Below are 12,930 nucleotides of genomic sequence, written 5' to 3'. Positions count from 1 at the left end.
TCGATTTCGGCGGCGACCCTAGAGCGCGGCGCGGCGCAAGAAAAGGCCAAAGCGTTCCGGTCGGTTGACCTTCGCCTATGCTTCGGGCGATTTGGCGCGTAAGTCTTGAAAAAACGCACGGCCCGAAAGGATTCTCTTGATGAGCTGGAAAACCATCGACGACATGGACTTCAAGGGCAAGGTCGCCCTGGTTCGCGTCGACATCAACGTGCCGGTCGAGGCCGGACGTGTCACCGACGCCACCCGGATCGAGAAGATCGTGCCGACCGTCAAGGACATCCAGGAGAAGGGCGGCAAGGTCGTGCTCCTGGCGCATTTCGGGCGGCCGAAGGGCCAGGTCGTGCCGGAGATGAGCCTCAGGGTCACGCTGCCCGCGCTCGAGGCGGCGCTCGGCCAGAAGGTCGCCTTTGCCGAGGACTGCATCGGTGTGACGGCCAAGAAGGCGGTGGCGGCCATGGAGCCGGGCGACGTCCTGCTGCTCGAGAACACCCGGTTCCATGCCGGCGAGGAGAAGAACGACCCGACGATGGCGGCCTCGCTGGCAGCACTCGGGCTGGTCTATGTCAATGACGCCTTTTCGGCCGCGCACCGTGCCCATGCCTCGACCGAGGGCATCGCGCACCGGATGCCGTCCTGCGCCGGGCGGCTCATGGAGGCGGAACTGAAGGCGCTGAACGCCGCGCTCGGCGATCCCGAGCGGCCGGTCGTGGCGATCGTCGGCGGCGCCAAGGTCTCGACCAAGCTCGATCTGCTCGGCAACCTCGTGCAGAAGGTCGATCACCTCGTCATCGGCGGCGGCATGGCCAATACCTTCCTCGTCGCGAAGGGGATCGAGGTCGGAACATCGCTCGCCGAGCGCGACATGGCCGAGACCGCGAAGGAGATCCTCGCCAAGGCCGAGGGTGCGGGCTGCGCCATCGTCTTGCCGACAGATGTCGTGGTGGCCAAGGAGTTCAAGGCCGGGGCGGAAAGCCGCACCGTCGCGGCGGGCGAGTGCGGGGCCGACGAGATGATCCTCGATGCCGGGCCGGATACGGTGGACCTCATCGCCGAGGTCTTCGCCCGCTGCCGCACGCTGATCTGGAACGGCCCGCTCGGCGCGTTCGAGACCCCGCCCTTCGACGCCGCGACGACGATGGCGGCGCGGAAGGCGGCGGAACTTACCCGCGGTGGGCGGCTGGTCTCGGTCGCCGGCGGCGGCGACACCGTCGCTGCCCTGAACAAGGCCGGGGTAGCCGAGGATTTCAGCTACATCTCGACCGCGGGCGGCGCCTTCCTCGAATGGATGGAGGGCAAGGTCCTGCCGGGCGTCGCCGCGCTCGAGGACTGAGGCCGGCGGCGCCGCCCTGCCCCGCGCGGCGGCGCCTCAGGCCCGACTATCGGGCCGTTCCTGCGACATCAGACGCGCCACCTCCGCGTCGGGGATCGCCTCGGCGGCATAGCCGAATGTGCCCTCGCGCAGCACTTCCCGCCCGGCCCGGGCGAGAGCACCGAGCGCTGCGCGGGCGAAGGAGCCGCCGACGCTGATGCGCCTTACGCCGGCGGCGGCGAGGTCGGCAACCGTGCAGGCGGGCCCCGAGAGCCCGGCCACGACATTGACCGGCCGGTCGACCGAGCGGCAGACGGTGCGGATGGCGTCGAGATCGGGCAGGCCGGGCGCGAAAAGCACATCCGCTCCGGCCTCGGCGAAGGCCTGAAGGCGGCGGATCGTATCGTCGAGGTCGGGTCGCCCCCAGAGATGGTTCTCGGCCCGCGCGGTCAGGAGGAACGGACGCCCGCGCACCGCTTCGGCCGCCGCGCGGATCCGTTCGACGGCAAGATCGAACGCATGGATCGGATCGCCGGGATCCCCGGTCGCATCCTCGATGGAACCGCCCGCTAGGTCGAGGTCGCAGGCCATCGTGACCGTATGCGCGCAGGTCTCGGGCGCCGCTCCGAAGCCGTCCTCGAGATCGGCGCTGACCGGCAGGTCGGTCGCGCGGGCGATCGCGGCGGCATTGAGCAGGACCTCCTCGCGCGTCAGCGCCGCGAAGGAATCGCGCCGCCCGGTGGAGAAGGCATAGCCCGCGCTGGTCGTCGCCAGGGCCTCGAAGCCTATATCTGTGAGGATGCGCGCCGAGCCCGCGTCCCAGGCATTGCCGACGACGAACGCCCCCGCGCGGGCGTGGAGCGCCCGGAACCGCTCGAATCTGGTGGTCTGATCCTGCATCCTGTCCTCCGGTCGCAGTGAGAAGCGTCGCGCGGTAGCGTAGGCGCATCCGGCGCCCCGGCAAACCCGCGCGATGACGCGACGTCCGCCACGCACCGCCACAGTTTTGCCTCGGGCGGCGGGATAGAAGGGGTCAACAATCGGGCGGGATCGAGAAAGCAGGAATATGGCGGCGAAATGGACGCTGATCACCGGGGCCTCGGACGGGCTCGGCCGCGAGTTTGCTCGGATCGCAGCGGCCGAGGGGCGCGACCTGATCCTCGTCGCGCGCCGCGCCGAGAGGCTGGAGGCTCTGGCCGAGGAGCTGCGTGCCCGCCACCGGATCGCGGTCGAGGTTATGCCGGCCGACCTGTCCGACCCCGCCGCGGTCGAGGCCCTGTGGCGCCGCGCCGCGCACCGGCGACAGATCGAGGTGCTGGTCAACGATGCCGGGTTCGGGCTGAACGGCGCCTTCGCCGAGACCGACCTGGCCCGCGAACTGGCCTCGATCGCGGTCAACGTCACGGCGCTGACGATCCTGATGAAGCACGCGGTCGGCCATATGCGGGCGCAAGGCGGCGGGCGGATCCTGAACGTCGGCTCCACGGCGGGGTTCATGCCGGGGCCGAACATGGCCGTCTACCACGCGACCAAGGCCTATGTCCTGTCGCTGAGCGAGGCGGTGGCCGAGGAACTGCGGGGCGGCAACGTCACCGTGACGGCGCTTTGCCCCGGTGCGACGGCCACCGGGTTCCAGAGCGTCGCGCAGATGGAGAACGCGCTTTTGCTGCGGATCCTGCCGGTGGCCGAGGCCGGCGCGGTCGCCCGGGCCGGCTGGCGGGCGATGCAGCGCGGCCGGCGGATCTGTGTCACCGGATCGTTCAACCGGTTCTTCGCGGTGGCGCCGCGGCTTTCGCCGCGGGCGCTGACGACGCGGATCACGGCGCTTTTCCTGCGGCCCGGCCGCATTCGCGCACGTTAGCGCCACCACATTTGCATGCGACCCGACTGTCGCCTAGAAGCGATGGAAGGGCGCTGGGCGCGCCCATGGTATTTCAAGCTTTCGCGCGGAGACGGACATGGCACGGCAAAATCAGGCAGAACAGATGCGTTCCGGCAAGGGCTTCATCGCCGCGCTCGACCAGAGCGGCGGCTCGACGCCGAAGGCGCTGAAGCTCTACGGGGTCCAAGAAGGCGCCTGGTCCAACGACGACGAAATGTTCGCGCTGATCCACCAGATGCGCGCCCGCATCGCGACCTCTCCCGCCTTCACCGGCGAGCGGGTGATCGGAGCGATCCTGTTCGAGAAGACCATGGACGGCGAGATCGGCGGCAAGCCCGCCGCCCAGTTCCTGTGGGAAGAGCGCGGCGTGGTGCCGTTCCTCAAGATCGACAAGGGCCTTGAGGACAAGGCCGACGGCGTGCAGCTGATGAAGCCGATCGGCGGGCTCGACGCGCTTCTCGACCGGGCGGTGAAAGCGGGAATCTTCGGCACAAAGGAGCGCTCGGTGATCGGCGCGGCCTCGGCCTCGGGCATCGCGGCGGTCGTGGCGCAGCAGTTCGACCTCGGCCGCCAGGTGCTGGCCAAGGGACTGGTGCCGATCATCGAGCCGGAAGTGACGATCTCGATCGCCGACAAGGCCGAAGCGGAGGACATCCTGCTCGCGGAGCTGAAAAAGCAGCTCGACGCGCTGCCGGAAGGCGCGGACGTGATGCTGAAGCTGACGCTGCCGACCAAGGCCAATCTCTACAAGCCGCTGATCGACCATCCGCGGGTGATGCGCGTCGTCGCGCTGTCGGGCGGCTATTCGCGCGACGAGGCGAACGCGCTTCTGGCGCAGAACGCCGGCATGATCGCCAGCTTCTCTCGCGCGCTGACCGAAGGGCTCTCGGCCAAGCAGGACGACGCCGAGTTCAACCGCACGCTCGACGCCACGATCCAGTCGATCCGCGACGCCTCGGTGGCCGGCTGACAACGCCGGTCTGGCGAAACGCGATGCGGGGGATTCCCTTCGCGAATCACTTGTGCCATGATTCTCGCAGCCGCCCGACGAAGGCGGCGCGAAGAGGCAGATCATGAGTGTATCGCGGAGCCGTCCCGCCCTTGGTGTCGTCGTCTATTTCGCCCTCGCATCGGGACTTGGCTTCTATTTCACCTTCGCCGCCGTCCAGGGTGACTACGGGGTGTTCCGCCGGGTTCAGGCGACGGCCGAGAAGGCGGCGCTGACAGCCGAGCGCGACCGGCTGAAGATCGAGGTGGCGCGGATGGAGAACCTGACCCGCCGCCTTTCCGACGACTACCTCGACCTTGATCTGCTGGACGAGCGCGCCCGTGACGTGCTCGGCCTGATCCGCGCCGACGAGATCGTCATCCACTGACGCTTCGCGCGGCGTCTCCACGCGTCAGATCTGACGAAATGATTGCGATCATCGGGCGATGAACCGGCAGCCGGTACCAGCCCGGCGAGGCGGCTCGGTTGCGTGGACGCAACGGAAGATCCGCATGTCTTTCCCGTCTGTCACTCGCCCTATTACGATGTCGTGGACCATGCCCGCGATGGAGGCAGGATTGCGGTTGACCATTTTGCACAGTACGGGATTCGGGATATCTTCCCGCAACTGACAGCACAGGCCCGCTGTATCGGGATCATTCGATTTGCCGGGCGGTCGGCCACCACTCGAAAGGCACGGCACCAGCAAATATGTCTCGCGATTCTCGGAGATTTGCGTTATAGGGTAGTTTAACGTTGAACTACTTTCTCGCCAATGGGAGGTTCTCGGCATGGCCGCAAGAAAAAGCGCCGCAACATCAAACACATCCAAAGAAGATCTGCTGAAGTATTACCGCGAGATGCTTCTGATCCGGCGATTCGAAGAAAAGGCCGGCCAGCTCTACGGCATGGGTTTGATCGGTGGCTTCTGCCACCTTTACATTGGTCAGGAGGCGGTGGTCGTCGGGCTTGAGGCGGCAGCTGAAGAGGGTGACAAGCGGATTACTTCCTACCGCGACCACGGCCACATGCTGGCCTGCGGCATGGATCCCAAGGGCGTGATGGCCGAACTCACCGGCCGCGAGGGCGGACTGTCCAAGGGCAAGGGCGGCTCGATGCACATGTTCTCCAAGGAGAAGCATTTCTACGGCGGCCACGGCATCGTCGGCGCCCAGGTGCCGCTTGGCGCCGGTCTCGCCTTCGCGGACAAGTACAAGGAAAATGGCCGCGTCACCTTCACCTACTTCGGCGACGGCGCGGCGAACCAGGGCCAGGTCTACGAGACGTTCAACATGGCCGCGCTCTGGCAACTGCCGGTGATCTTCGTGATCGAGAACAACCAATATGCGATGGGCACGTCGCAAAAGCGCTCGACGTCGACGCCGGACCTGCATACGCGCGGCCTCGCCTTCGGCATCTCGGGCGAAACCGTTGACGGGATGGACGTGCTGGCCGTGAAGGCTGCGGGCGAGAAGGCGGTGGCGCATTGCCGCGCCGGCAAGGGCCCGTACATCCTTGAGGTCATGACCTACCGCTACCGCGGCCACTCGATGTCGGACCCGGCCAAGTACCGGACCCGCGAGGAGGTGCAGAAGATGCGCGAGGAGCGCGACGCGATCGAAAACGTGCGCGAGCTTCTGCTGCAGGGCAAGCATGCGAGCGAAGACGATCTGAAGGCCATCGACAAGGAGATCAAGGCGATCGTCAACGAGGCGGCCGAATTCTCCAAGGTGAGCCCCGAGCCCGCGCTCGAGGAACTCTGGACCGATATCTACGCGTAAGGGGGACACGCACATGGCTACCGAAATTCTGATGCCGGCGCTTTCCCCGACGATGGAGGAAGGCAAACTCGCCAAATGGCTGGTGAAGGAGGGCGACACGGTGTCGTCCGGTCAGATCCTCGCCGAGATCGAGACCGACAAGGCGACAATGGAGTTCGAGGCCGTCGACGAGGGTATCGTCGGCAGGATCCTTGTTGCCGAGGGGACCGAGGGCGTGAAGGTCAATACGCCGATTGCGGTTCTCGTCGAGGAGGGCGAGAGCGCCGATGCCGCGCCTTCGGCCGCAGCCGCCGCGCCGGCCGCCGAAGCCCCTGCCCCGGCGCCGGCCGTTGCAGCGGCGCCTCCTGCGGCGCCCAAGGTCGACTCGTCTCCCGACTGGCCGGAAGGCACCACGATGAAGACGATGACCGTGCGCGAGGCGTTGCGAGAGGCGATGGAAGAGGAGATGACGCGCGATGCCGACGTCTATCTCATGGGCGAGGAGGTCGGCGAGTATCAGGGCGCGTACAAGATTAGCCAGGGCTTGCTCGACCGGTTCGGATCGAAGCGCGTGATCGACACGCCGATCACCGAGCATGGCTTCGCCGGCATCGCCGTGGGTTCGGCCTTTGGCGGGCTTCGTCCGATCGTCGAGTTCATGACCTTCAACTTCGCGATGCAGGCGATCGACCACATCATAAACTCGGCGGCGAAGACCCTCTACATGTCTGGCGGCCAGATGGGTTGCCCGATCGTCTTCCGCGGTCCGAACGGTGCCGCCGCCCGCGTGGCTGCACAGCACAGTCAGGATTATGCGGCATGGTATGCGCAAATTCCGGGTCTCAAGGTCGTGCAACCCTACTCGGCGGCTGACGCCAAGGGCCTCCTCAAGACCGCAATCCGGGATGCGAACCCCGTGATCTTCCTCGAGAACGAGATCCTTTATGGCCGCTCGTTCGAAGTGCCTGATCTCGAAGACTTCACGATTCCCTTCGGCAAGGCGAAGGTATGGCGCGAGGGGACGGACGTGACGCTTGTGTCGTTCGGGATTGGCATGAGCCATACGCTCGAAGCCGCTGACAAGCTCGCGGCGGAGGGGATCAGCGCCGAAGTCATCGACCTCAGGACGCTCCGGCCCATCGACACGGCAACCGTGATCAAATCGGTGATGAAGACCAACCGCTGCGTCACGGTCGAGGAAGGCTGGCCGGTCTGTTCGATCGGCAACCACCTCTCGGCGGTCGTGATGCAAGAGGCCTTCGATTACCTCGACGCGCCCGTCATCAACTGCACCGGCAAGGATGTGCCGATGCCGTATGCGGCCAACCTCGAAAAGCTGGCGCTCGTGACCTCGGATGAGGTTGTGGCGGCGGTTAAGCAAGTCACCTATCGGTAAGGAGGCAAACACATGGCAACCGAAATCCTGATGCCGGCGCTGTCTCCGACGATGGAGGAGGGCACGCTCGCTAAGTGGCTCGTGAAGGAGGGCGACACGGTGTCGTCCGGCGACATCCTGGCCGAGATCGAAACCGACAAGGCCACGATGGAGTTCGAAGCGGTCGACGAAGGCATCGTCGGCAGGCTCTTGGTCGCGGAAGGCACGTCGGGCGTGAAAGTGAACACTCCCATTGCGGTCCTGGTCGAGGAAGGCGAGAGCGCCGATGCGGCTCCTGCCGCCAAGGCGGCGCCGGCCGCTGCTCCGGCAGCGCCTGCGATGCCAACTGCGGAGGCTCCGGCCGCGACGGTGTCGGGCGGCGCACGCGTCCTTGCTTCGCCGCTCGCGCGGCGTCTGGCAAAAGAGAAGGGCATCGACCTCTCGGCGCTGACCGGCTCTGGCCCGCACGGTCGCGTTGTGAAGGCTGATGTCGAGGCCGCTTCGTCCTCGCCGGCCACCAAGACGCCGACCGCAGCGGTGCAAACCCCAGCGGCAGCCGCATCCGCCCCAGCGGCGATGCCCGCAGGGCCGTCGGCGGCGAGCGTCGCGAAGCTGTACGAGGGCCGCGATTACGAGGAGATGCCGCTCGACGGGATGCGGAAGACCATCGCAGCCCGACTTACCGAAGCCAAGCAGACGATCCCGCACTTCTACCTCCGGCGTGATGTGCAACTCGACGCGCTGATGAAGTTCCGAGGTCAACTCAACGCTCAGCTCGAAAGCAGAGGCGTCAAGCTTTCGGTCAACGACTTCATCATCAAGGCCTGCGCCAACGCGTTGCAGGCGGTGCCCGACGCCAACGCGGTATGGGCCGGCGACCGGATCCTCAAGCTCAAGCCTTCGGACGTTGCGGTCGCCGTCGCGATTGACGGTGGGCTGTTCACCCCGGTGCTAAAAGATGCGCATCAGAAGTCGCTTTCCGCGCTGTCAGCCGAGATGAAGGATCTGGCCGTCAGAGCCCGATCCCGCAAGCTCGCACCCCATGAATACCAGGGCGGCAGCTTCGCGATCTCCAACCTCGGCATGTTCGGTATCGACAACTTCGACGCGGTCATAAACCCGCCGCATGGCGCAATCCTTGCCGTAGGGGCCGGTGTCAAGAAGCCGGTGGTGAAAGCCGACGGCGAAATTGGCGTGGCAACTCTGATGTCGATGACTCTTTCGGTAGATCACCGGGTAATCGACGGCGCGCTTGGCGCGGAACTGCTGAAAGCCATTATCGAAAACCTCGAAAATCCGATGGCGATGCTGGCCTGACCGTAAGAAAAGGCCGGGGCGCACGGCCCCGGCCTTTGCCTCCGTCCGGAGTGCCGTCAGATATCGTCGTCGATGAGCTGATCCATCGTCAGAGCAGGTTGGGCGCAACCGGCCTCACCAATCACTTTTGCGGGAACTCCAGCAACCGTGGTGTTTCTCGGAACTTCGTGCAACACCACCGATCCCGCCGCAACGCGCGAACAATCGCCGATATGGATATTGCCAAGGATCTTGGCTCCCGCACCGATCAGAACGCCATTACCGATCTTTGGATGCCGGTCGCCATCCTCCTTCCCGGTTCCGCCGAGCGTGACCGAATGCAGCATCGAGACATTGTCGCCTACAACCGCAGTCTCACCAATGACGATCGAGTGAGCGTGATCGATCATGATCCCCTTGCCGATGACGGCGTTCGGGTGAATGTCCACGCCAAAGACCTCGCTGACGCGCATCTGGACGAAATACGCAATGTCTCGGCGACCATGCGTCCAGAGCCAGTGACCAATCCGGTAGGCCTGAACAGCCTGGAAGCCCTTGAAAAACAGCATAGGCTGCATGAAGCGATGGCATGCCGGGTCACGATCGTACACCGCAACAATATCGGCCCGCGCCGACTGGCCAATTTCCGGATCGTCAGCATAAGCTTCGTCGGCAATCTCGCGCAGAATCTGCTCGCTCATCTCGCCCGAGGCGAGCTTGAGCGAGAAACGATACGCGAGCGCCCGCTCCAGAGTCGCGTGGTGCAGAAGCCCGGAATGAATGAACCCGCCGAGGAGTGGTTCGTCGCGAACCGCCGCCCGCGCCTCCTCGCAGATATGCGTCCAGACCGGATCAACCTGTGCAACTTTCGGTTTTGTTTCGGCCATGACAGCTCCCTCCGATTTCCATCGAACTTATATCAGATAGGACCAGAGTGCGAAACTGGAAGAGGCGGTGGCGTGCGAAGGTTAAACTTCGCGACGACGCCAATCGAGAAGTACTTCAAAGACAGACGCCATTGCTTCCAGGTATCGAGGATCGGAAAGGAACGGTTCCGATATCTGCCGCTCTCCGGGCGGGATCGCGCCCGAAAGACTGCCGTTTCCCCAGAACGGATGGTTGCGTCCAGTGCGCTTGCGGAACAGATCCGCTACATGGGCTCGCTCAAGGAATCTCCTGGCTGTCGTGCGCCATTCCTCCCTCGGTAAGAGCCTTACAGCACATGCGGCCGCGACTAAGTCGCCGTGGGTAAGAGTGCGCATGGATCACAGACTCGGAACTGCGATTTCCAGGTAGTGAACCGCGATACGAACCTTTCCGCCAGAAAAGGTTCCTCCTGTCGCATCGAGTTGCATAGCTTCCGGTGCGTAGAATGCGGTCGGCTGCCCCAGAACTCCACGCGCCCAGGAACCAACCTGGAGCCCCAGCCCCGCCCCATACCGACCGGCTGACCCAGGATTGCCGAGTGACCAACTCGTAAGAGATCCCGTTACCGCCGCAATAACCCGCGCCGACACGCCGATGACCACGGAATTGGGCGGGATCACAGCCGACGTCGTCGAGACTGGACCGGCCGTAATCACATGGTCGATCTCTGCCACGGCAACGCTCAACCCCGCATTTGCTGGCGACAGCGTCATCATGCCCGCCCGCCATCCAGAACCGTCGTGCAGTGCCTGCGCCCCCTCGTCGAGGATCACCGTGCGCCAACCCCGCCGGGGCAAGGCGAACTCCCACCCGCCGTTTGTGCCGATCGCCACCTTGCCCTCTTGACCCGACCACTCGTTCACGGCACCGACCGGCACGCCGAAGCATGTGCCGTCGACGACGACCGCAGGTGGGATCGAGACGCTACGCGAGACCAGTGTCAGCGACACGAGCCCGTCGAGCCGCGTGAGCGCTTCGTTGATCGTCACATGTTTCTGAGCCTGTGCGGGCTGAAGAAGCGGCAAGCCAAGCTGTTTCGTATTAGACATCGATGCTGATCCTCGTGAAGGGCCCTGCTCCGAACTGGTCGGACAACTGGGCGACATGGATCTCAAATGGAGCGTTGACTCCATCGAGGGCTTGAAGTCCCGCCGGGTAGATCCAGCCGGGCTCCGCAAGCGTCACGGCGCGCCGGGTGGCTGCACCCTGCACGATTCGAAGCTCGTAGATCTCCAACGCCTCGCCCAGTGGCACTTCGAAACCAGACCAAGTGTCTCCGTCGATGCGGGTCCTGCGAATCCAGCCGATGTCCAGATCGCCCAGAGAATTCCGACGCGCTCGAAGATGAACCGGGGACAGGGGGCGAAGTCCGATTCCGGCGAAAGCTTCAATCCGATGGACATAGGACGGATCGCCGTACCCGCGCTTCGCCGGGCCGATCCGGTAATGTCGGGCGAGATCGCGCTCCGCCGCAGAGAGCTTGATCTGCTGCGGCGCACCGTTCATCAGAACCACATAGCTTCCTGGCGGCCACGCGTCGGGCGCAACCGCATCGCTGCCCCCCTGACCGCGAAGGCGCATCGAAAGATCGTAGGTATCCTTTGCGATCAGCGCGGCTTCGGCGAACTGAAAAAGTTCCCAGTTCGCCGAGGTTCCGTCTCCGATAGCCATCACGTTCGCCCCATTGAGAAGCTGGCTCGGGCTCACTGAATTCAGCGGCCCACCGGTTACCTTCACCCTCAACGGCGCCCCTCTGTCCCAAAGCCCGGACCGTGCCCGGCTCAGGGCGTTCTCGGTCTGACCGATCACCGACGCAGCCCGGATGAGGAGGTTGATTTGGTATCCATCGTCGCTGTCCGATGCGTAGAGCGCGGCCGCCCCCGGCCAGGGCGAAGCCGTGACCGCTACATGGGGCCGATGCGGAGCCTCCTGGCCGCTCATCAAAGGCAGGTCCATGAACAGCGAAAAGACAGGCACGGGCGCCGCAAAGGCCCGCGGCGTCACGCGCTCCTCCGCTTCGTTAGACGGCTGATAAACCGCTGGCTCCACGCGCACGGCCTCGACCGCAATTGTTCCGGCCTGTTCGACCCTGTCGATCCGGTACAGCCCGCCACCGTCCAGCGAGATGACGTCGCCTGCGCCGAGATGTCCCATGGTAGGCGGCAGCGCAAGACGTAAGCCATCGCGTGCGACCCGCGCCTCGCTCATCCAGCGTTCGACGATTCCCTGCCCCTCCGACCGGGTCAAAGCAAGCGCGACCTCCGACTGCGTCGCTGTACGCGCCTCCTCGTCAGGAAAGATCGCCTCGACGGCTCGTGCTTCATAGTCGCCTTCCGCCTCGACATAGTTCAGCCGAACCCTACCCGCGATTTCGACCTCCGTGGCACGAGATGTCTCGACCCAGCCGTTGGTGTCGTCACCGACGGCGAGCTGATCGGCACCGATTACCGCGTCCGCCAAGCCGTCGCGCATAAGGAACTTGAGAACCCCGTCACGCTCGACCGCATCGAATCCATAGCTAAGCATCAATGGCTGCAGCGCGGCCCGGCCGCTTCCGACATCCGCCACCTGATAGCCTCGGACCAGACCGTAAAGCCCGGACACGTCCACGGGCTCGAGCCCGGATCGTGCGCAGATCTCCCCGACGACGCTGGACAGCGGCTGGGCCGAGACGCGTCCAGTGATCCAGTGGCCGCGCGCATAGTTGTCGCCATCCGACCAGATGGAGTCGAGCGCCGGAAACTGCGGAAAGGGCCGCGCATCCCAAGCCCATGCATGGGCCCGCCCCATATCGATCATCGGCGCCTGGTATTCTTGGGATATCGGGTTATTAGCGGGATCGGTCCAGTAGTCGATCATCGCACGCAGATATTGCATCTGCATCAGGTCGTCGCGGCGTCCGTTCGAATAGGCTGGCAGCACCGATTCCGAGGACTTCGGGTCGAGAAACTTGTTGGGCTCGTTGGCGCCCTTTTCGATGGCCGCGCAGCCAAACTCGTCGACCCAGGCGGCATCGAACTGCGGCCCCCGGAGACTTTCGGGATTATGCGCCGAATAGATCTCGGCCACCGCGCCGTTCGGCCAGACGAGCCGCTTGCGCCCCGCCTCCCAAAGCGGTCGCCGGTCTGGCGGAGAACAGGCGAGGATGCCGCTCTCGCCGAAGACCATGACCTCGCGGACCTGATCGACCGTCTCGCCCACGAGCGCGACCCGCCGCGCGCGGCCGGGATCCTCCGGCCGCGCGCCCTCGACCTCGGCGCGCACCCATTCGGCCCCGGCGCGGGTCTTGCCCGCGCCGCGCCCGCCCATGATCACCCAGCTCTTCCAGGCGCCCTCGGGCGGCAGCTGATGCGGCAGCGCCCAGAACTCGAAGAGCCAGGGCAGCGCCGCCAG

General features: G+C 65.1%; 11 protein-coding genes. 7 read left to right on the top strand and 4 right to left on the bottom strand.

The features are described 5' to 3' along the window. Positions 1 to 139: 139 nt before the first annotated feature. Positions 140 to 1,330, top strand: a complete 1,191-nt coding sequence (locus tag R5H32_RS04000; protein ID WP_318337401.1) for a phosphoglycerate kinase — start codon at positions 140 to 142, stop codon at positions 1,328 to 1,330. A 36-nt stretch (positions 1,331 to 1,366) separates the two neighbouring features. On the opposite strand, the gene R5H32_RS03995 is transcribed toward R5H32_RS04000, so the two are convergent. Then, the gene (locus R5H32_RS03995) at positions 1,367 to 2,209 is read right to left on the bottom strand and encodes an isocitrate lyase/phosphoenolpyruvate mutase family protein (RefSeq protein ID WP_318337400.1); all 843 of its coding nucleotides are present in this window, start codon (positions 2,207 to 2,209) and stop codon (positions 1,367 to 1,369) included. A gap of 166 nt (positions 2,210 to 2,375) precedes the next feature. On the opposite strand from R5H32_RS03995, the gene R5H32_RS03990 reads away from it, so the two are divergent. The 6 genes from R5H32_RS03990 to R5H32_RS03965 all read left to right on the top strand — a co-directional run bounded on the left by R5H32_RS03990 (position 2,376) and on the right by R5H32_RS03965 (position 8,631). After that, positions 2,376 to 3,170, top strand: coding sequence for an SDR family oxidoreductase (locus R5H32_RS03990; protein WP_318337399.1), 795 nt, complete (start codon positions 2,376 to 2,378; stop codon positions 3,168 to 3,170). A gap of 97 nt (positions 3,171 to 3,267) precedes the next feature. Then, positions 3,268 to 4,161 (top strand): fructose bisphosphate aldolase, encoded by an 894-nt coding sequence (locus tag R5H32_RS03985; protein ID WP_318337398.1) that lies wholly within the window; start codon positions 3,268 to 3,270, stop codon positions 4,159 to 4,161. A 103-nt stretch (positions 4,162 to 4,264) separates the two neighbouring features. Continuing rightward, positions 4,265 to 4,567, top strand: coding sequence for an FtsB family cell division protein (locus R5H32_RS03980; RefSeq protein ID WP_263336362.1), 303 nt, complete (start codon positions 4,265 to 4,267; stop codon positions 4,565 to 4,567). A gap of 403 nt (positions 4,568 to 4,970) precedes the next feature. Continuing rightward, complete coding sequence (pdhA, locus tag R5H32_RS03975) at positions 4,971 to 5,960, top strand: pyruvate dehydrogenase (acetyl-transferring) E1 component subunit alpha (protein WP_263336364.1); 990 nt, start codon at positions 4,971 to 4,973, stop codon at positions 5,958 to 5,960. A 13-nt stretch (positions 5,961 to 5,973) separates the two neighbouring features. After that, a complete protein-coding gene (locus R5H32_RS03970) occupies positions 5,974 to 7,335 on the top strand; it encodes a pyruvate dehydrogenase complex E1 component subunit beta (RefSeq protein ID WP_318337397.1) in 1,362 nt (453 codons plus the stop codon). Between the two features lie 12 nt (positions 7,336 to 7,347). After that, positions 7,348 to 8,631, top strand: a complete 1,284-nt coding sequence (locus tag R5H32_RS03965; RefSeq protein WP_318337396.1) for a pyruvate dehydrogenase complex dihydrolipoamide acetyltransferase — start codon at positions 7,348 to 7,350, stop codon at positions 8,629 to 8,631. Between the two features lie 56 nt (positions 8,632 to 8,687). Here the strand turns inward: R5H32_RS03965 and cysE are convergent, their stop codons facing one another. The 3 genes from cysE to R5H32_RS03950 form a co-directional block, all read right to left on the bottom strand. Next, positions 8,688 to 9,497 carry a serine O-acetyltransferase gene (gene cysE / locus R5H32_RS03960; protein ID WP_318337395.1) on the bottom strand — a complete coding sequence of 270 codons (810 nt, stop codon included), beginning with the start codon at positions 9,495 to 9,497 and terminating at the stop codon, positions 8,688 to 8,690. A 378-nt stretch (positions 9,498 to 9,875) separates the two neighbouring features. After that, complete coding sequence (locus R5H32_RS03955) at positions 9,876 to 10,586, bottom strand: DUF2793 domain-containing protein (RefSeq protein ID WP_318337394.1); 711 nt, start codon at positions 10,584 to 10,586, stop codon at positions 9,876 to 9,878. Next, on the bottom strand, positions 10,579 to 12,846 hold the full coding sequence (locus R5H32_RS03950) for a phage tail protein (protein WP_318337850.1): 2,268 nt from the start codon (positions 12,844 to 12,846) through the stop codon (positions 10,579 to 10,581). The genes R5H32_RS03955 and R5H32_RS03950 overlap by 8 nt, the downstream gene beginning before the upstream one ends. Positions 12,847 to 12,930: the final 84 nt, after the last annotated feature.

Origin of the sequence: Defluviimonas sp. D31 (genome assembly GCF_033436765.1) — a bacterium.
Taxonomy (GTDB): domain Bacteria; phylum Pseudomonadota; class Alphaproteobacteria; order Rhodobacterales; family Rhodobacteraceae; genus Albidovulum.
Note: the sequence above shows the minus strand (reverse complement) of the source record. Positions and strands in the feature narration are given on the sequence as shown.

Excerpts from the sequence above, each read along its gene's own strand:
- R5H32_RS03985 (WP_318337398.1), top strand. The coding sequence starts at position 3,268 with ATGGCACGGCAAAATCAGGCAGAACAGATGCGTTCCGGCAAGGGCTTC.
- R5H32_RS04000 (WP_318337401.1), top strand. The coding sequence starts at position 140 with ATGAGCTGGAAAACCATCGACGACATGGACTTCAAGGGCAAGGTCGCC.
- R5H32_RS03995 (WP_318337400.1), bottom strand. The coding sequence starts at position 2,209 with ATGCAGGATCAGACCACCAGATTCGAGCGGTTCCGGGCGCTCCACGCC.
- R5H32_RS03965 (WP_318337396.1), top strand. The coding sequence starts at position 7,348 with ATGGCAACCGAAATCCTGATGCCGGCGCTGTCTCCGACGATGGAGGAG.
- R5H32_RS03980 (WP_263336362.1), top strand. The coding sequence starts at position 4,265 with ATGAGTGTATCGCGGAGCCGTCCCGCCCTTGGTGTCGTCGTCTATTTC.
- R5H32_RS03950 (WP_318337850.1), bottom strand. The coding sequence starts at position 12,846 with ATGGGCGGGCGCGGCGCGGGCAAGACCCGCGCCGGGGCCGAATGGGTG.
- R5H32_RS03990 (WP_318337399.1), top strand. The coding sequence starts at position 2,376 with ATGGCGGCGAAATGGACGCTGATCACCGGGGCCTCGGACGGGCTCGGC.
- pdhA (WP_263336364.1), top strand. The coding sequence starts at position 4,971 with ATGGCCGCAAGAAAAAGCGCCGCAACATCAAACACATCCAAAGAAGAT.
- R5H32_RS03970 (WP_318337397.1), top strand. The coding sequence starts at position 5,974 with ATGGCTACCGAAATTCTGATGCCGGCGCTTTCCCCGACGATGGAGGAA.
- R5H32_RS03955 (WP_318337394.1), bottom strand. The coding sequence starts at position 10,586 with ATGTCTAATACGAAACAGCTTGGCTTGCCGCTTCTTCAGCCCGCACAG.
- cysE (WP_318337395.1), bottom strand. The coding sequence starts at position 9,497 with ATGGCCGAAACAAAACCGAAAGTTGCACAGGTTGATCCGGTCTGGACG.